The following is an 18,750-nucleotide window of genomic DNA, read 5'->3' on the forward strand; positions in this document are numbered from 1 at the left end:
CACCTGTTTTCCTGCATCACAGATGGCCATGAGCACCACTGTCTACGGTTTGAAGAACTGCGATACCTGCAAGAAGGCGACCAAGTGGCTGGACCGCTTCGGCGTGCCTTACACCTTCGTCGACTACCGCGACAACAAGCCCAGCCCGGAGACCCTGCTGGAGTGGGCCGCGCAGCTGGGCGGCCTGGGCGCGATGGTCAACAAGTCCTCCACCACGTGGCGGCAGCTGCCGGACAACCGCAAGGCTGCCGACTCGGATGCCGAGTGGAAGCTGCTGCTGCGCGAGTACCCGCAGCTGATCAAGCGCCCTGTGGTGGTGACCGCCGATGGCACGGTCAGCCAGGGCTTCAGTGACAACGGCTTCAAGGCCCGCTTCGGCGTGGGTGGCGCGTGAGCGCCGTCCTCGACCTGGCCTGCGAGCTGATCGCGCGGCCGTCGGTAACACCGGATGATGCGGGTTGCCAGGCGCTGCTGTCCGCACGCCTGCAGCAGGCAGGCTTCCAGTGCGAGCACCTGCGCCTGGGCGAGGTCGACAACCTGTGGGCGACCCACGGCGGCGGTGCGCCGGTGCTGGTGCTGCTCGGCCACACCGACGTGGTGCCGCCGGGCCCGCGCGAGGCGTGGCAGAGCGATCCGTTCACCCCGGAGATCCGCGACGGCGTGCTGTACGGCCGCGGCGCCGCGGACATGAAAGGCAGCGTGGCAGCCTTCGTCATCGCTGCCGAGCAGTTTGTTGCCGCCCACCCGGACCATGCCGGCACGCTGGCCGTGCTGCTCACCAGCAACGAGGAAGGCGACGCCATCGACGGCGTGCGCCAGGTCGCGCGCCTGTTTGCCGAGCGCGGCCAGCGCATCGACTGGTGCATCACCGGCGAGCCCTCGTCGACGGCGACGCTGGGCGACCTGCTGCGTGTCGGCCGTCGTGGCAGCCTGTCGGCCAAGCTGCGCGTGCAGGGCGTGCAGGGCCACGTGGCCTACCCGGAGAAGGCGCGCAATCCCATCCACCAGGCGGCGCCTGCGCTGGCTGAACTGAGTGCACGGCGCTGGGACGAGGGCTATGAAAGCTTCCCGCCGACCAGCCTGCAGATTTCCAACATCCACGCCGGCACCGGCGCCAACAACGTGATCCCCGGGGAACTGGAGGTGGATTTCAACATCCGCTACAACCCGCACTGGGATGCACCGAAGCTGGAAGCGGAGATCACCGCGTTGCTGGACCGGCATGGCCTGCAGCACACGCTGAAGTGGCACCGCAGCGGCGAGCCGTTCTACACCCCGGAAGGCCCGCTGCGTGCGGCCGCGCGTGCGGTGCTGGCCGAGCACATCGGCCGTGCGCCGGAAGAGAGCACCGGGGGCGGCACGTCCGATGCGCGCTTCATCGCACCGCTGGGTGCGCAGTGCATCGAAGTGGGGCCGGTCAACGCCAGCATCCACCAGGTGGACGAGAACGTGCGCGTGGACGAGCTGGACGCCCTGCCGGGGCTGTACCAGCGGCTGGTGGAGCGCCTGCTGGCGTAACCCCGCAATCCCGCCCAGGTGGGTGCCGGTGGCAACCCCGCAGTTGGTGGGTGCCGACCGTTGGTCGGCACGGCTCCTGTGGTTGCCAACGCAACTGTTGCACGCCCCCAAAAACCGCGTTACGGTCAGTGCCATGTCGATCCACTTGGCCACCGCCGTCAACAATACCAACCGCAATAATCTGCGCACGAACAATCGTGCGCGGCCGATGCGGGACTGCGCCCTGGGTAGATAGACAGCAACATACGCCCGGACACCAGAAAACCCGCATCGGCCGATGCGGGTTTTTTTTGTGCCCGGGTGCAGCCCTCCCGGGCCTGGTTGGCCGGTCGAACACCTTCCCGCCGTGTAATCCCCCACAACAGGAGCGCCACCCATGTGTTCGATCTTCGGAATCTTCGGCCTGCAGGCCGGTGACGATCTTCCCGCCCTGCGCCGCCACGCGCTGGAACTGTCGCAGCGCCAGCGCCACCGCGGCCCGGACTGGAGCGGCGTGTACCTGGACGAAGGCGCGCTGCTGGTCCACGAGCGCCTGGCCATCGTCGACCCGGCCGGCGGCTCGCAGCCGCTGCTGTCGGCCGACGGCCAGCTGGCCCTGGCGGTCAACGGCGAGATCTACAACCACCAGGCCCTGAAGGCCGCGCTGACCACCGCGTATGACTTCCAGACCGGTTCGGACTGCGAGGTGATCAACGCGCTGTACCGCCAGGGCGGCTCGCCGGCGCAGTGGCTGGAACAGCTCAACGGCATCTTCGCCTTCGCACTGTGGGATCGCGATGCCGGCCGCGTGCTGGTCGCTCGCGACCCGGTCGGCGTGGTGCCGCTGTACTGGGGCCACGATGCGCAGGGACGCCTGCGCGTGGCCTCGGAAATGAAGGCACTGGTCGATTCCTGCGCCGACGTCGCGCAGTTTCCGCCGGGCCATTACTACGACAGCGCCAGCGGTGAACTGGTGCGCTACTACCAGCAGCCGTGGCGCGAGTATGCCGACGTGGAAGGCCGCCAGGCCGACCTGGCCGAACTGCGCCAGGCGTTCGAACAGGCCGTCGAGCGCCAGCTGATGAGCGACGTGCCCTACGGCGTGCTGCTGTCCGGTGGCCTCGATTCCTCGCTGGTGGCCGCCGTGGCCGCCCGCTATGCACGCCGCCGCATCGAGGATGGCGGCCAGAGCGAGGCCTGGTGGCCGCGCCTGCATTCCTTCGCGATCGGCCTGAAGGGTTCGCCCGACCTGGCCGCTGCCGCCATCGCCGCCGAAGCACTGGGCACCGTCCACCACGGTTTCGAATACAGCTTCGAGGAAGGCCTGGACGTGCTGCCGGAAGTGATCCGCCACATCGAGACCTACGACGTCACCACCATCCGTGCCTCCACGCCGATGTTCCTGCTGGCGCGCCGGATCAAGGCGATGGGCGTGAAGATGGTGCTGTCCGGCGAGGGCAGCGACGAGATCTTCGGTGGCTACCTGTACTTCCACAAGGCGCCGGATGCGCGCGAATTCCACCAGGAACTGGTGCGCAAGCTCGATGCCCTGCACAACTACGACTGCCTGCGCGCCAACAAGTCGATGATGGCCTGGGGCGTGGAGCCGCGCGTGCCGTTCCTCGACCGCGAGTTCCTCGATGTGGCGATGCGCTTCGACGCCGCGCACAAGATGGTCGGCGCCGGTTTCGGTGGCCGCCGCATCGAAAAGGCGGTGCTGCGCGAAGCCTTCGATGGCTACCTGCCTGACAGCATCCTGTGGCGGCAGAAAGAGCAGTTCAGCGATGGCGTCGGCTACGGCTGGATCGATGGCCTGAAGGCGCACGCCGAGGCGCAGGTGAGCGACCGCGTGCTGGCGGCGGCTGACAAGCGCTTCCCGCACAACCCGCCGCAGACCAAGGAGGCGTACTACTATCGCCACCTGTTCGAGCAGTTCTTCCCGAGCCGTGCCGCGGCGGAAACCGTGCCGGGCGGCAAGTCGATCGCCTGTTCATCGCCGGCCGCCATCGCCTGGGATGCCAGCTTCGCCGCCGCCGCCGACCCGTCCGGCCGCGCCATCGCCGGCGTCCACGAGCAGGCCCTGGCCTGATGATTCCGCCGGGCACGGCCCGGCGCTGCCGCAGAATGTTTCCGCCGGGCATGGCCCGGCGCTACCTTCCCCGGTAGCGCCGGGCCATGCCCGGCGGGCGCGCGAAGAAGGACGTATCATCGGCCCCCTGCGCATTGGGGAATGTTCATGGACGTACAGACCGGGGGCAGCGTGCCGCCAACGAAGTGGGGGTGGCGTTACCTGGCCTGGGCCGGTGTTCCGCTGGCGATCGGCCTGGCGCTGGCGCGTTATGCCGGGCCGGGCGTGCCGTCGGTCGCGGCCAAGGCCGAAGCCGTGGTCGGCACTGACTGGGCCCACCACCTGTCCTCGCCGCTGGGCCTGTTCCTGCTGCAGCTGCTGGTGCTGCTGCTGGTGGCCAAGGGCGCGGGCGCCCTGTTGAAGTATTTCGGCCAGCCGGCGGTGATCGGCGAAATGGCGGCCGGCCTGATGATGGGCCCGTTGGTGCTGGGCAGCCTGCTGCCACAGCTGCATGGTGCCTTGTTCCCGGCTGCGTCGCTGGGGCCGCTGGGCATGCTCAGCCAGCTGGGCGTGCTGATGTTCCTGCTGGTGGCCGGTGCCGAACTCGACCTCGGCGCGCTGCGCGGCCGTCGCAGATTCGCCTTCACTGTCAGCCATGCCGGCATCGCCCTGCCGTTCGTGCTGGGCGTGGGGCTGGCCATCTGGCTCTATCCCGAACATGGACCGCAGGGCGTCGGCTTCACTGCGTTCGCGCTGTTCGTCGGCATTTCCATGAGCATCACCGCCTTCCCGGTGCTGCTGCGCATCCTTGCCGACCGCGGCATCACGCAGACGCCGCTGGGGCAGACGTCCATCGCCTGTGCGGCGCTGGGCGATGCCACGGCGTGGTGCATGCTGGCGCTGATCGTCGCTGCTGCACAGGCCACCGGCTGGCTGTCGGCCAGCATCAACCTGGTCTGCGTGGTGCTGTTCATCGCGCTGATGCTGGGCGCGGTCAAGCCGTGGTTTGCCCGCCAGCAGATCGCGCCGGGCCGTGAGGGCCGCTGGCTGCTGGGCATCCTGCTGCTGTCACTGGCCAGTGCGCTGGTCACCGAGGTGCTGGGCATCCACGCGCTGTTCGGCGCGTTCGCTGCCGGCGTGGCGGTGTCCTCCAACACGCAGCTGCGCGACCTGCTGGTGGCCAGGGTCGAACCCTTCGCCGCGACCCTGCTGCTGCCGCTGTTCTTCGCCATGACCGGCCTGCGCATGCGCGCCGATGCGTTGCAGACCAGCGATCTGCTGCTGTGCGCGGTGGTGATCGTGGTGGCAACCGCTGGCAAGCTGCTGGGCACCTGGAGTGCCGCGCGCAGCACCGGCATGGAGAACCGCGAGGCCTGGCGCCTGGGGGCGTTGATGAACACCCGTGGCCTGATGGAGCTGATCGTGCTCAACCTGGGCTATGAGCTGGGCCTGCTCGGCGACCGCCTGTTCGCGGTGCTGGTGATCATGGCCCTGGTGACCACGGCAATGACCGGCCCATTGTTGAACCTGATCGAGCGCCGCAAGGCCTGATCTGTTTTCTGTAGAGCCGAGCCCATGCTCGGCTTCGCGCCAAGGCAGCCGAGCATGGGCTCGGCTCTACATTTACCGCGCGGGGACCAGCTTCATCACGTGCTGCGCCGGTCCCGGCAGGAACGGGGTGGGGCGGCCATGCACCCAGTCTTCGTGGCCGGCGCCCCAATAGGGCGACAGCGGGTGGCCACTCTGGCCGCCGGGCATGTGCACGATGCCGTCGGCTTCGTGGCCCGGCGAGACCACCATGCGCTGCGAAGCGCCGAAGCTCGGCCCCTGCACGCGCGGCATGTCGCGGTCACCGGGCAGCTGATCGGCGGGCATGCACAGCCAGCGGCGGGTGAAGGCGGGCAGGGCACGCGAGACCGGGTGGCAGATGTCGGCGACGTTGCGCTCGCCCCAGGTGCGCTGCTGCAGCGGCCCCTGCTTTTCAAGGTCGGCTTCGAGGGTGTGCGCGGCCTTGGCCAGCAGCGCATCCCAGCTGTCCACGCCCGGCGGCAGCAGGTTGGCCGGGCGCTGTTCCAGCATCGGCCAGACCACGCCTTCCAGCTGCGCAAGCCGCGGCGGCAGGTAGTCCTCGCCCAGCCTGGCCTTGGCAGGTGCCAGCAGCGCGCTCTCGATGGCATCCAGCACGTCGCCGCGGAAACCGCGCACGATCCGGTAGCTGGTTGAATGGGTCGAGGCGCGCACGTCCCAGTGTTCGCTGGCGGCAGCCAGGCGCTTCAATGACGGGTCGTCGCTGTGCTCGGCGGTGTGCTGCAGCAGCACCCACCAGCGCTGCAGGAACACTGCACGGTCGTCCAGCTGGATCGCCAGCAGATCGTGCTCGTCGAAGCGGTCCTGGGTGGCCAGCAGGTTGCGGATCTGCTGGCCGCGTGCGCCCAGGTCATAGCCGGCATTGCCGACCACGGCCAGGGTGGCATCGTCGACCACACGGCTGTTGGCGGTCCACAGGCGCTGCCCGGGCGGATCGACCAGGGCCGGTGCGGCATCGCTGCGGATCGGCCACGGCGCGCAGTCCGTGCTGTTCTGCGCGGTGTTGAAGCCCTGCGGCACGCAGCCGGGGCCACGGTCCGGGCGCGCACCGACCAGCCGCCAGGCGATGCGCCCGCTGCGGTCGCCGATCACCAGGTTCTGCGCGGGAATGCCCGCGTGATCGGCAGTTGCCAGTGCCTGGTCGAGATCGCCGGCGCGGGCCATGTCCGCGAAATCCATGCGCACCGCGCCGGGCAGGTGGGCGACCCAGCGCAGGGCATCGCCACTGCCGTCGGCATGGGTGTGCAGGATCGGCCCCCAGGCGGTTTCGCGCACCGGCAACACGACGTCGCCCTGGCCCGCTACCGCAATGCGTTCTTCGTGCACCGTCACCGCCGCATTGGCCGGTTCGCGGCGGAAGTCGGCGGTGTCGATGTAGCTGTTGGTGAAGCCCCAGGCGACATGCCCGTTGCTGCCCACGATGACCGCCGGTACGCCGGGCAGCGAGAAGCCACTGACGTCGACCTGGCCGCCGGGTGCCTTCGGGTCCGGGTAGCGCAGGCGTACGCGGAACCACAGGCTGGGTGCGCGCAGGGCCAGGTGCATGTCGTCAGCGATGATGGCGCGGCCATCGGCGGTGAGCGCGCCGGCCACGGCGAAGTTGTTGCTGCCCACCGCATCGGCATCGGCGGCAGGCACCGCGGGTGCGGCGGCCAGCGAGCGCAGGTCCAGCTGCGCGGCATCGGGCAGCTGTGCATCACCGCGCGGCTCGCCCTGCAGCGGCGCGTCCCAGCTGCTGCCATCATGGGCCAGCAGTGCGTGCAGGGCCGGCGGCACCACGTCGCGGATGCGCGCCAGCGCCAGTTCGTTCTGGTTGTCCGGGTCCTGCAGGTCGGCATACATGGCCAGCCCGGCCAGCACGCTGTCGCTGGCCCGCCAGGGCGCGGGCGACTGCCGCAGCAGCAGGTAGGCCCAGGGCCGCACTGACAGATCGGCCAGGCCTGCGTTGACACCGTCCACGTAGGCGCGCACGGCCTGCGGGTTGTCGCCCAGTGCCTCGTCCAGGTGCGCCTCGGTGCGCGCACGCAGACGGTGCACGCGCATGCGCTTGTCGGCGTCGATGGCCACCGGCCCGAACAGCGCCGACAGTTCACCTGCGGCACTGCGGCGCATCAGGTCCATTTCGAAATAGCGTTCCTGCGCATGCACGTGGCCGAGCGCGCGCATGGCATCGGCCTGGCTGCCGGCGGTGATGGTGACCACGCCCAGCGCGTCACGCGCGACGCTGACCGGCGCGGCCAAGCCGGGCAGGGCCTGTTCGCCCTCCAGTTCAGCCAGGCTGCCGCGCAGCAGCAGCCACAGGACCAGTGCGGTGACCAGCACGATGGCGATGAGTACAGCCAGTATCCAACGCCAGGCACGTCGCATTGCAGGTCCTTCCGGCACTCGTGGGGGGATTGTAGCCGCAGGCGCAACTGCGACTGATTCCGATTAGATCACCGTATTTTGAAATGCGGCACCCTATGCCGCATCGATCCACAGGAGCACCCCCATGAAAGGCAACCCGGACGTCATCGCCTGCCTGAAGGAACTGCTGCGCGGCGAGCTTGCTGCCCGTGACCAGTACTTCATCCATTCCCGCCGCTACGAGGACCAGGGCCTGTTCGCGCTGTACGAACGCCTGAACCACGAGATGGAAGAAGAAACCCAGCACGCCGACGCGCTGCTGCGCCGCATCCTGTTCCTGGGCGGCGACCCGGACATGCGCCCGCATGCCACCGAACCGGGCAAGACGGTGGAAGAGATGCTGCAGAAGGATCTCGATACTGAATACGCCGTTCGGAACAATCTCGCCGCCGGCATGAAGCTGTGCGAGGAGAAGGGCGACTACGTGAGCCGCGACATGCTGCTGGCGCAGTTGAAGGACACCGAGGAAGACCACGCCTGGTGGCTGGAGCAGCAGCTGGGCCTGATCAAGCGCATCGGCCTGGAGCTGTACCAGCTGAGCAAGATCGACGGCAACGGCGCCCCGGCGCACTGAGCCGGCGCCCACACCGACCCGGTAGGGCCGACTGTTAGTCGGCCGCTTTTCGGAGAGCAGCGGACTAACAGTCGGCTCTACCAAGGGCGGAATACCAGGCGCACAAAGCAACGTCGCCCGCCAGCACCGGAGCACCGCCAGCCAGCCTTCGCCCGCCAGCTGCTCCACCGCCCGCCAGCCGACAAACGAAAAAGCCGGGGAACCCCCGGCTTTTTCGTGTCTGGATTTCCGGGAGCAGTTGCCGGCCAGCGGCCGGCACTACCGGTCATTCCACCGACAACCCTTCGACCTTCTGCCAGCCGCGCGGCAGCAGGTGGCCGCGGGTGGCGCGGGCGCCGAGGTAGGCGTCGAGCTCGTTGAACTTCAGGCCCATCGTGCGCTGGCCGCTGCGCACCTGCAGGGTCTGGCCCGGGCTGATCGCCACGATCGCCACCACCCGCTCGGTGGCGAGCTTGGCCTTGGGGATCTCGATGATCTTGTTGCCCTTGCCCTTGTCCAGTTCCGGCAGGTCGTTGGCGGCGATCGCAAGCAGGTTGCCCGAGCTGGTCACCGCCACGATGCGGTCGGTGGCCACGTTGGCCACGGCCGACGGGGTCAGCACCGAGGAACCGGACGACAGGTTCAGCATCGCCTTGCCGGCCTTGTTGCGGCCGATCAGGTTCTCGAAGCGGGTGACGAAGCCGTAGCCGTGGCTGGAGGCCAGCACGAAGCGGGCATCCGGCTCGGCGCTGGCCAGGGTGACGAAGCTGGTGCCCGGTGCCGGCGAGAAGCGGCCGGTCAGCGGTTCACCATTGCCACGTGCCGAGGGCAGGGTGTGCACCGGCGTCGAGTAGGCGCGGCCTTCGCTGTCCAGGAAGGCGACCTGCTGGGTGCTGCGCGCGCGCACCGAACCCTGCAGGGCATCGCCATCGCGGTAGGACAGGGTGGACGCATCGATGTCGTGGCCCTTGGCCGCGCGGATCCAGCCCTTCTCCGACAGCACGACGGTCATCGGCTCGCTGGGCACCAGCTCGGTCTCGTCGATGGCCTGCGCGGCCTGGCGCTGCACCAGCGGCGAACGGCGTGCGTCGCCGAACTTCTTGGCGTCGGCGGTCAGTTCGTCGCGGATCAGCTTCTTCAGCTTGGCCTTGCTGTCGAGGATGCCGAGGATCTTCTCGCGCTCCTTGGCCAGCTCGTCCTGCTCGCCGCGGATCTTCATCTCTTCCAGGCGGGCCAGCTGCTTCAGCTTGGTTTCCAGGATGTACTCGGCCTGGTCTTCGGACAGGCCGAAGCGCGCGATCAGCGCCGCCTTCGGTTCGTCCTCGGTACGGATGATGTGGATCACCTCGTCCAGGTTGAGGAAGGCCACCAGCAGGCCTTCCAACAGGTGCAGGCGGCGCTCGACCTTCTGCAGGCGGTGCTGCAGGCGGCGGGTGACGGTGGTGCTGCGGAACGCCAGCCATTCGCTGAGCAGCATCTTCAGGTTCTTCACCTGCGGACGGCCGTCCAGCCCGATCACGTTGAGGTTGACGCGGTAGCTGCGTTCCAGGTCCGTGGTCGCGAACAGGTGGCCCATCAGCTGCTCGGCATCGACGCGGTTGGAGCGCGGCACCAGCACCACGCGCACCGGGTTGGCATGGTCGGATTCATCGCGGATGTCTTCCAGCCACGGCAGCTTCTTGGCGCGCATCTGCGCGGCGATCTGCTCGATCACCTTCGACGGCGACACCTGGAACGGCAGCGCGGTGACCACCACGTTGTTCGCTTCCTTGGTGAAGGTCGCACGCGCACGCACGCTGCCGTTGCCGGTCTCGTACATCGTGCGCAGGTCGTTGGCCGGGGTGATGATCTCGGCGGTCGACGGGTAGTCCGGGCCCTTCACGTGCTCGCACAGGTCGCGCACGCTGGCATCGGGATCGTCCAGCAGGTGCAGCAGCGCGCTGACGATCTCGTTGAGGTTGTGCGGCGGCACGTCGGTGGCCATGCCCACGGCAATGCCGGTGGTGCCGTTCAGCAGCAGGTGCGGCAGGCGCGCCGGCATCCAGGTCGGTTCCTGCAGGGTGCCGTCGAAGTTCGGCGCCCAGTCGGTGGTGCCCTGGGCCAGTTCGCCCAGCAGCACTTCGGCGATCGGGGTCAGCTTGGATTCGGTGTAGCGCATTGCCGCGAACGACTTCGGGTCGTCGCTGGAGCCGAAGTTGCCCTGGCCCTCGATCAGCGGGTAGCGGTAGGAGAACGGCTGTGCCATCAGCACCAGCGCCTCGTAGCACGCGCTGTCGCCATGCGGGTGGTATTTACCGATCACGTCACCGACGGTGCGCGCGGACTTCTTCGGCTTGGACGCGGCATTCAGGCCCAGCTCGCTCATCGAATAGATGATGCGGCGCTGCACCGGCTTCAGGCCGTCGCCGATGAACGGCAGGGCACGGTCGAGCACCACGTACATCGAATAGTCGAGGTAGGCGCGTTCGGCGTACTCGCGCAGCGGCAGTTGTTCGAAACCGTGGAATACGGGGCGGGCAGGTTCGGTCATGCGGCGTTGTTACCTTGGTCGGGAGGCGAAGACGGCGGTCGGCGCTCTCAATGCACTGATTATCCGGATGCGGCGGGGGATGCCAAGCCACGCGCCGGATCCAGCCCCGGTTCGAGGCCATGGCCGACCCGCGCCAGGTAGCGCCCGGGCGGCAGGCCGAAGTGGCGGCGGAACACGGTGACGAAGGCGCTGGCGCTGCTGAAGCCCAGCGCGTGGGCGATGTCGGCCACGCTGCGGCCCTCGCTGAGCTGGCGCAGCGCCTCGGCCAGGCGGGCCTGCTGCCGCCACTGGGCGAAGCTGAGGGTGGTCTCGTCGCGGAAGTGGCGGGTCAGGCTGCGCGGCGACAGTCCGGCCCAGTGCGCCCATTCGGCCAGGCTGCGCTCGTCGGACGGCTCGGCCAGCAGTTGCGAGGCGATCTTCAGCAGGCGGCGGTCGCGCGGCATCGGCAGGTGCATGCGCTGGCGCGGCGCGGTGCGGATCTCATCGCGCATGACGCTGAGGATGTGCTCGCGGTCGTCGCTGAGGACGTAGTCCAGCGGCCATTCGCAGATGCGCTCGGCCACCGCTTGGGCCAGCTTGGACAGGCCGAGCACGCAGGGGTCGGAGGGCAACCCGGCGCAGGCCGGCGCCGCCAGGGCCATGCCCCAGCCGCGCATCGGCCCGTCCAGGCTGACCGTGTGCGGTTCCAGCGGCGGCATCCAGCCGGCCGAACCCGGTGCCAGCGACCAGGTGCCGTGCGAGGTGCGGGTGGTCAGCAGGCCGCGCTCGACGTAGATCAGCTGCGCCCGGGCGTGATGGTGCCAGTCCACTTCACGGGCCAGGCCCTGCGGGCTGTCGAAGCGGAAACCGATGACCGGCGGGCCATCGTTGCGCTCGAACCAGTCCATCGCCACCTCGCGGAGAAGGGTGGGCGGGCCCGGTTCACCTGCCGTCATGACCGGCGGAGGTGGCTGGAATGTGACATTCATTGGCTGGATTGTACTACCGGGCCAGTTCCGGGCGCCATTAAGGTAGCGCCTTCACTGATCGAGCCCGTTGCTGCAACACAGCATTCGATGCCAGATCGAATATTTCCATTGAGAAATATTTTTTTTGGAAGAAAATGCTCCCCCATGATCTGTCCGTCCTCCAACCCCCCCAGCTTCGGCCTGCTGCTGCGCCAGGTGCGCGACGGCCTGGTCCGCCAGCTCGATGCCTCCATGGCCGAAGAAGACCTCGGCATCGGCTTCACCCATTACATCGGCCTGAAGCTGCTGGCCCGCATGGCCCCGTGCACCGCCAACGAACTGGCCCAGGCCATCGACCAGGTGCCCAGCGCGGTGACCCGCCTGCTGGACAAGCTGGAAGCCCTGGGATGCGTGCGCCGCGAGCCGCACAGCCAGGACCGGCGGGCCCTGCAGATCGTTCTGACCGATGAAGGCCGTGCCCTGTGGGCGCGGCTGCAGAAGCGCGGCGACGCGGTGATGGATTTCGCCCTGCGCGACCTGTCCGCCGACGAACGCACGCTGCTGTTGTCCCTCCTGACCCGAATCCGCGATTCCCTGACGACCCCATGAACCCGATCCCGCATCCCACTCTCCGCCGGTCCGGGCGCGCGCTGCTGGTTTCAGCGCTGGCCCTGGCCCTGGCCGCCTGCGCCAGCAGCCGCGGCCTGAATCCGCAGGGCCACGTGCTCGACGTGGACAGCCTGCACAGCGAGCGCACCCTGGCCGACAGCGACCTGAGCGCCACCGGCTTCCCGGCCCAGGACTGGTGGAAGGCACTGGGCGACGCCCAGCTCGACGCCCTCATCAGCGAAGGCCTGGCCGGCCACCCCAGCCTGGACGCGGCCGATGCGCGCCTGCGCCAGGCACAGTCGCAGGTGGGTACGGCCCGTGCCGACCGCCTGCCCAGCCTGTCCGTGTCCGGCGGCTACACCGGCCTGCGCCTGCCCGAATCCATGCTGGGTGACGAACTGGGCGGCCGCTATGGCGGCAGCAGCCAGGTCGCCTTCGATTTCAGCTACGGCATCGACCTGTGGGGCGGCAAGCGCGCCGCCTGGGAAGCTGCCGTCGATGGCGCCCATGCCGCCACCGTGGACGCCCAGGCCGCGCGCCTGAACCTGTCCACCGGCATTGCCCAGGCCTACGCCGAGCTGGCCTATGCCTGGCAGCTCAACGACGTGGCCGAGGAAGAACTGGCACGTTCGCAGAAGTCGCTGGAACTGACCCGCCAGCGCCGCAGCGCCGGCATCGACAGCGACCTGCAGGTGCGCCAGGCCGAAGCCCGCGTGCCGGCCGCGCAGCAGCAGCTGCTGGCCGCGCAGCAGCGCATCGACGCCGCCCGCACCGCGCTGGCCGCGCTGGTCGGCAAGGGCCCGGACCGCGGCCTGTCGATCGAACGCCCGCAGGCGCTGAACCCGCTGGCCCTGCAGCTGCCGGGCGTGCTGCCCAGCGAACTGCTGGGCCGTCGCCCGGACATCGTTGCAGCGCGCTGGCGCGTGGAAGCGGCCGAGAAGCAGATCAAGGTCGCCAAGACCAAGTTCTATCCGAGCTTCAACCTGACCGCGCTGGCCGGCGTGGTCGCCCCGAACGTGGGCGACCTGCTGAAGAGCAGCTCCACCTTCGCCTACATCGGCCCGGCGCTGAGCCTGCCGATCTTCGAAGGCGGCAAGCTGCGCGCCAACCTGGACAACACCGACGCGCAGTACGACCTGGCGGTGGCCAACTACAACCAGGCCGTGCTGGACGCGCTGCGCGACGTGGCCGACCAGGTCAACGCGGTGCGTTCGCTGGCCCAGCAGGCGCAGGCACAGCAGCAGGCGGTGGATACCTCCCGCGCCGCCTTCGACCTGGCCCAGCAGCGCTACCGCGCCGGCATCGGCAGCTACCTGGACGTGCTCAGCGCGCAGTCCATCCTGCTGCAGTCGCAGCAGCAGCTGGCCGGCCTGCAGTCGCAGCAGGTGCAGACCTCGGTGCGCCTGAGCAAGGCATTGGGCGGTGGTTTCCAGCCCAGTGACGCCGACGCCGCACCGATCGCCTCCCATTCCGATTCCTCGCATTCCTGAAGACCCACGCCATGAGCCAGACCCAAGACACCGCGGCCCCGGCCGCCTCCAACCGCCGCGGCAACCTGCTGCGCGGCCTGTTCGTCATCGTCGTGCTGCTGCTTGCCGCACTGGCGCTGTGGTACTTCATGTTCGGCCGTTGGTTCGAAGAAACCGACGATGCCTACGTGCAGGGCAACCAGGTGCAGATCACCCCGCTGGTGGCCGGCACCGTGGTTGCCATCAACGTTGATGACGGCATGCGCGTCGAGCGCGGCCAGCTGCTGGTGCAGCTGGACCCGGCCGACACCTCCGTCGCCCTGCAGCAGGCCGAAGCCAACCTGGCCAAGACCGTGCGCCAGACCCGCGGCCTGTACCGCAGCGTGGAGGGCGCGCAGGCGGACCTGAACGCCCGCCAGGTCAGCCTGAAGCGCGTGCGCGAAGATTTCGCCCGCCGCAAGGACCTGGCCGCCACCGGCGCCATTTCCAACGAAGAACTGGCCCACGCCCGCGACGAGCTGGCCGCAGCCGAAGCCGCCGTGGCCGGTTCGCGCGAGACCGTCGAGCGCAACCGCGCGCTGGTCGATGACACCGTCATCGCCACCCAGCCGGACGTGCTGGCCGCTGCTGCGCAGCTGCGCCAGGCCTTCCTCAATAATGCCCGCGCCGGCATCGTCGCGCCGGTCACCGGTTTTGTCGCCCGTCGTTCGGTGCAGGTCGGCCAGCGCGTGCAGCCGGGCAATGCCCTGATGGCCGTGGTGCCGACCGAGCAGATGTGGGTGGAAGCCAACTTCAAGGAAACCCAGCTGCGCCACATGCGCCTGGGCCAGGAAGTGGAGCTGAAGTCGGACCTGTACGCCGGTGACGTGAAGTACAAGGGCCGCATCGAAAGCCTGGGCCTGGGCACCGGTTCGGCGTTCTCGCTGCTGCCGGCGCAGAACGCCAGCGGCAACTGGATCAAGATCGTGCAGCGCGTGCCGGTGCGCATCGCCATCGATGCCAAGCAGCTGGCCGAACACCCGCTGCGCATCGGCCTGTCGATGAAGGCTGAAGTGAGCCTGCGCGACCAGAAGGGCGAAGTGCTGCCGACCGCCGCCGCCAAGGGCACGGTGTTCGACACCGATGTGTATGCCAAGCAGCTGCATGATGCCGATGAGGTGATCCACACGATCATCGAAGGCAACCTGCCGCAGCAGGCCAACGCGGGCTGAGGTCGACATGTCCGCACAAGCTCCAGCGGCGCCCGGCACTCCGGGCGCACCGGCGGCGCCGGGTGCGGCCTCCGGGTTCCTGCCGCCCAGCGTGGCCCTGTGCACCGTCGGCCTGGCGATGGCCTCGTTCATGCAGGTGCTCGACACCACCATCGCCAACGTCTCGCTGCCGACCATCGCCGGTAACCTCGGCGCCAGTTCGCAGCAGGCGACCTGGGTCATCACCTCGTTCGCGGTCAGCACGGCCATCGCGCTGCCGCTGACCGGCTGGCTCAGCCGTCGCTTCGGCGAGCGCAAGCTGTTCATCTGGGCCACCCTGGCCTTCGTCATCACCTCGCTGCTGTGCGGCCTTGCGCAGAGCATGGGCATGCTGGTGGTGTCGCGTGCGCTGCAGGGCTTCGTGGCCGGGCCGATGTACCCGATCACCCAGTCGCTGCTGGTGTCGATCTATCCACGCGAGAAACGTGGGCAGGCGCTGGCGCTGCTGGCGATGATCACCGTGGTGGCGCCGATCTGCGGGCCCATCCTCGGTGGCTGGATCACCGACAACTACAGCTGGGAATGGATCTTCCTGATCAACGTGCCGCTGGGCATCTTCGCCGCGCTGGTAGTGGGCAACCAGCTGAAGGGGCGCCCGGAGCAGATTGAAAAGCCGAAGATGGACTACGTCGGCCTGATCACCCTGGTGATCGGCGTGGGCGCGCTGCAGCTGGTGCTCGACCTGGGCAACGACGAAGACTGGTTCTCCTCGATGAAGATCGTGGTGCTGGCCTGCGTGGCGGTGGTGGCGCTGACGGTGTTCCTGATCTGGGAACTGACCGACAAGGATCCCATCGTCGACCTGAAGCTGTTCCGCCACCGCAACTTCCGCGCCGGTACGCTGGCGATGGTGGTGGCCTATGCGGCGTTCTTCAGCGTGTCGCTGCTGATCCCGCAGTGGCTGCAGCGTGACATGGGCTACACCGCCATCTGGGCGGGCCTGGCGACGGCGCCGATCGGCATCCTGCCGGTGATCATGACGCCGTTCGTGGGCAAGTATGCCTCGCGCTTCGACATGCGCATGATCGCCTCGTTCGCCTTCGTGTTCCTGTCCTTCACCAGCTTCATGCGCTCGGACTTCAACCTGCAGGTGGACTACGCGCACGTGGCCGGCGTGCAGCTGATCATGGGCATTGGTGTCGCGCTGTTCTTCATGCCGGTGCTGCAGATCCTGCTGTCGGACCTGGACGGTCGCGAGATCGCCGCAGGTTCGGGCCTGGCCACGTTCCTGCGTACGCTGGGCGGCAGTTTCGCTGCATCGCTGACCACCTGGCTGTGGGCACGTCGTACCCAGGTGCACCACGCCGATCTGACCGAACACATCTCGGCCTACCAGCCGGGCATGCAGGACCAGGTGGCCGCGATGGGGCAGGGTGACCTGCAGCATGGCGCGGCGGTGCTCAACAACATGATCAACCACCAGGCATCGCAGATGGCGTTCAACGACATCTTCTACCTGCTGGGCTGGACGTTCCTGGCGATCATCGCGTTCCTGTGGCTGGCCAAGCCGCCGTTCGGTGCCGGTGCAGGCGCGGCCTCCGCCGGCGGGCATTGATCGATCGGTGTTGATGGAAAAACAAAACCCCGCCGGAAGGCGGGGTTTTTGTTTGCGGCGCCATCGCGATACATGCACGCGTTGCGAGGGTATGCCCGAACGCCGGACATGAAAAAACCCGCTTTCGCGGGTTTGATCATTTGCTGAGTCATGGTGCCCAGGAGAGGACTCGAACCTCCACGAAGTTGCCCCCGCTAGCACCTGAAGCTAGTGCGTCTACCAATTCCGCCACCTGGGCGACTCAGGAGACGAATTATGGGGAACGACTGAGGATGTGTCAACAACATTTCACGCTTTTTTCTGCGGCGGTACGCCGAGGTGTTGCAGCAGGCTGCGCATCGCCGGCGACAGGCGCGTCCAATCCGCGAAGCAGGCGCACAGGCGGCGCTGCGCCCACGCATCTGCAAGTGGCACGCACACTGTCTGCGTGCTGCGCCGATGCTGCCGCGCGATCGTGCGCGGCACGATGCCGACGCCGATGCCGTGGCCCACCATCGTGCACAGGCCTTCGAAGGTCTTCATGCGGATGCGCACATCGAGCCGGCGTCCTGCCTCGCCCGCGAGTTCTTCCACATAGGTCTGCAGCGCGTTGCCATCGGCGAGTGCGACGAAGGTTTCGCCCAGCACGTCGACGAAGTCGAGCGAGCGCCGGGCAGCGAAGCGGTGGTCGGCAGGCAGCAGCATCACCAGCGGATCTTCGGACACGACGTGCCGTTGCAGGCCCTCGGCAGGTACCGCGTCGCTGATGATGCCCGCTTCGGCCTGGCCGGCGCTGAGCGCGCGCACGACCTCGGTGCTGGTGCGTTCGTGCAGCTCCACGTGCAGGCGCGGGCGCTGTGCCAGCCAGGGCGCAAGCCGTGAGGGCAGGTAGTTGGTCAGTGCCGCGGTGTTGGCATACAGGTGCAGGGTGCCGCGCGCACCCTGGGCGAAGGCTTCCATCTCGCCGCGCAGCTGCGCCTGCTGCTGCAGGATCAGCCGCGCGTGGTGGGCGAGGGCCGCGCCGGCCTCGGTCAGGCTGACGCCCCGTGGATGCCGGTTCAGCAGTGCGGTACCGGCGTCCGCCTCGATCGCGCGCAGGCGCTCGCTGGCCGAGCCCAGTGCAAGATTGGCCTGTGCGGCGCCGGCGGTGATGCTGCCGGCGTCAGCCACGGCCAGGAACAGGCGCAGATCGGCGATGTCCATCCGCATGGGGGGTGCTCCGGTCGGGGCTGCCTTCGGGTGGTCCGAAGGCAGGGGCGGGAAGACCGCATTGTGCGCCCGCACGGCGCCCGCTCCAATGGCGGCATGAACGAGACTTTGTACTTCTATGGGTTGCTGGTGGTGGTGTTCGTGCTGGCCGGCGTGGTCAAGGGCGTGACCGGCATGGGCCTGCCGACGGTGGCGATGGGGTTGCTCGGTGGCGCGCTGTCACCGGTGGCGGCGGCGTCGATGCTGTTCATCCCCACCTTCGTCACCAATGCCTGGCAGCTGCTGTCCGGCCCTTCGCTGGGGCATACCGTGCGGCGGCTGTGGCCGATGATGCTGGCGGTGGTGGTGGTGACGCTGGGTTCGGCCGCGCTGCTGGTGCGGGTGGATCGCACCTGGTCGCGCGTTGCACTGGGCGTGGCGCTGGTGGTGTACGCGCTGTACGCGCTGCTGGCACCGGTGTTCCGCGTACCGCAGCGGCGCGAGCGCTGGCTGGGGCCGCTGGTGGGTGCGATATCCGGCGTGGTGACCGGCGCCACCGGTGTGTTCGTGATGCCGGCGGTGCCGTACCTGCAGTCGCTGGGCATGCAGCGCGAGGAGCTGGTGCAGGCGCTGGGGTTGGCGTTCACCGTGTCGACGATTGCGCTGACCACCGGCCTGGTGCTGCACGGCGCGTTCGGCATCCAGCAGCTGGGGCTGAGCGCCTTGGCGGTGGTGCCGGCACTGCTGGGCATGTGGCTGGGGCAGGTGATCCGGCAGCGGATCAGTGCGCGGGTATTCCGCGCCTGTTTCCTCGGTTTCCTGCTGTTGCTGGGTTTGGAGCTGGCGCTGCGGCCGTTGTTCTGAGCCCCGAATGGGCAGCGTCGAGCTTGCTCGACTGATTGTTGCAGCAGTCGAGCAAGCTCGACGCTACGGATCGGTGCAGTCGAGCATGGCTCGACGCTATAAAAGCCCGAATCACGGGCAAGAAAAAACCCGCCTGAGCGGGTTGTTTTCTTTCTCGACATGGTGCCCAGGAGAGGACTCGAACCTCCACGAAGTTGCCCCCGCTAGCACCTGAAGCTAGTGCGTCTACCAATTCCGCCACCTGGGCG

14 protein-coding genes and 2 tRNA genes are annotated in these 18,750 nt (G+C 68.3%); 10 read left to right on the plus strand and 6 right to left on the minus strand.

The genetic code is table 11. The features are described 5' to 3' along the window. The first annotated feature begins 22 nt into the window (after positions 1–22). The 4 genes from QMZ26_RS15135 to QMZ26_RS15150 all read left to right on the plus strand — a co-directional run bounded on the left by QMZ26_RS15135 (position 23) and on the right by QMZ26_RS15150 (position 5,116). Positions 23–394, plus strand: coding sequence for an arsenate reductase (locus QMZ26_RS15135; protein WP_174214102.1), 372 nt, complete (start codon positions 23–25; stop codon positions 392–394). Further along, positions 391–1,518 carry a succinyl-diaminopimelate desuccinylase gene (gene dapE, locus QMZ26_RS15140; protein ID WP_283221935.1) on the plus strand — a complete coding sequence of 376 codons (1,128 nt, stop codon included), beginning with the start codon at positions 391–393 and terminating at the stop codon, positions 1,516–1,518. Before QMZ26_RS15135 ends, dapE begins: the two co-directional genes overlap by 4 nt. A 376-nt stretch (positions 1,519–1,894) precedes the next feature. Further along, positions 1,895–3,586: an asparagine synthase B gene (gene asnB / locus QMZ26_RS15145; protein WP_116863030.1), complete on the plus strand. Its 1,692-nt coding sequence runs from the start codon at positions 1,895–1,897 to the stop codon at positions 3,584–3,586. 141 nt (positions 3,587–3,727) lie between these two features. Next, on the plus strand, positions 3,728–5,116 hold the full coding sequence (locus tag QMZ26_RS15150) for a cation:proton antiporter (RefSeq protein ID WP_283221936.1): 1,389 nt from the start codon (positions 3,728–3,730) through the stop codon (positions 5,114–5,116). Positions 5,117–5,188: 72 nt separating this feature from the next. Here the strand turns inward: QMZ26_RS15150 and QMZ26_RS15155 are convergent, their stop codons facing one another. Continuing rightward, positions 5,189–7,519, minus strand: a complete 2,331-nt coding sequence (locus QMZ26_RS15155) for a penicillin acylase family protein (protein WP_283221937.1) — start codon at positions 7,517–7,519, stop codon at positions 5,189–5,191. Positions 7,520–7,643: 124 nt separating this feature from the next. On the opposite strand from QMZ26_RS15155, the gene bfr reads away from it, so the two are divergent. Further along, a complete protein-coding gene (gene bfr / locus QMZ26_RS15160) occupies positions 7,644–8,132 on the plus strand; it encodes a bacterioferritin (RefSeq protein WP_004151115.1) in 489 nt (162 codons plus the stop codon). Positions 8,133–8,397: 265 nt separating this feature from the next. Here the strand turns inward: bfr and parC are convergent, their stop codons facing one another. Together parC and QMZ26_RS15170 are read right to left on the minus strand one after the other, a co-directional pair. Then, positions 8,398–10,641, minus strand: coding sequence for a DNA topoisomerase IV subunit A (gene parC, locus QMZ26_RS15165; RefSeq protein ID WP_200732334.1), 2,244 nt, complete (start codon positions 10,639–10,641; stop codon positions 8,398–8,400). A gap of 59 nt (positions 10,642–10,700) precedes the next feature. Next, positions 10,701–11,576 (minus strand): helix-turn-helix transcriptional regulator, encoded by an 876-nt coding sequence (locus QMZ26_RS15170; RefSeq protein ID WP_234456210.1) that lies wholly within the window; start codon positions 11,574–11,576, stop codon positions 10,701–10,703. Between the two features lie 177 nt (positions 11,577–11,753). Here QMZ26_RS15170 and QMZ26_RS15175 point away from each other — a divergent pair, with 177 nt between their 5' ends. Genes QMZ26_RS15175 through emrB form a run of 4 tightly spaced genes read left to right on the plus strand, consistent with a single transcriptional unit; the run spans position 11,754 to position 16,471 of the window. After that, entirely contained in the window at positions 11,754–12,197 is a 444-nt protein-coding gene (locus QMZ26_RS15175) for a MarR family transcriptional regulator (RefSeq protein WP_108746304.1), read from the plus strand. Further along, on the plus strand, positions 12,194–13,687 hold the full coding sequence (gene emrC, locus QMZ26_RS15180; RefSeq protein ID WP_283221938.1) for a multidrug efflux transporter outer membrane subunit EmrC: 1,494 nt from the start codon (positions 12,194–12,196) through the stop codon (positions 13,685–13,687). Before QMZ26_RS15175 ends, emrC begins: the two co-directional genes overlap by 4 nt. A gap of 11 nt (positions 13,688–13,698) precedes the next feature. Beyond that, on the plus strand, positions 13,699–14,877 hold the full coding sequence (emrA, locus tag QMZ26_RS15185) for a multidrug efflux MFS transporter periplasmic adaptor subunit EmrA (RefSeq protein ID WP_079221272.1): 1,179 nt from the start codon (positions 13,699–13,701) through the stop codon (positions 14,875–14,877). Positions 14,878–14,884: 7 nt separating this feature from the next. Beyond that, entirely contained in the window at positions 14,885–16,471 is a 1,587-nt protein-coding gene (emrB, locus tag QMZ26_RS15190; protein WP_283221939.1) for a multidrug efflux MFS transporter permease subunit EmrB, read from the plus strand. Between the two features lie 151 nt (positions 16,472–16,622). On the opposite strand, the gene QMZ26_RS15195 is transcribed toward emrB, so the two are convergent. Beyond that, positions 16,623–16,709 (minus strand) — tRNA-Leu (locus tag QMZ26_RS15195). A gap of 50 nt (positions 16,710–16,759) precedes the next feature. After that, positions 16,760–17,659: a LysR family transcriptional regulator gene (locus tag QMZ26_RS15200; RefSeq protein WP_108746306.1), complete on the minus strand. Its 900-nt coding sequence runs from the start codon at positions 17,657–17,659 to the stop codon at positions 16,760–16,762. Between the two features lie 96 nt (positions 17,660–17,755). On the opposite strand from QMZ26_RS15200, the gene QMZ26_RS15205 reads away from it, so the two are divergent. Next, the gene (locus QMZ26_RS15205; RefSeq protein ID WP_283221940.1) at positions 17,756–18,502 is read left to right on the plus strand and encodes a sulfite exporter TauE/SafE family protein; all 747 of its coding nucleotides are present in this window, start codon (positions 17,756–17,758) and stop codon (positions 18,500–18,502) included. A 160-nt stretch (positions 18,503–18,662) separates the two neighbouring features. On the opposite strand, the gene QMZ26_RS15210 is transcribed toward QMZ26_RS15205, so the two are convergent. Beyond that, positions 18,663–18,749, minus strand: a tRNA-Leu gene (locus QMZ26_RS15210). Between the last annotated feature and the right edge of the window lies 1 nt (position 18,750).

This window comes from Stenotrophomonas sp. PFBMAA-4, assembly GCF_030053215.1.
Taxonomy (GTDB): Bacteria; Pseudomonadota; Gammaproteobacteria; order Xanthomonadales; family Xanthomonadaceae; genus Stenotrophomonas.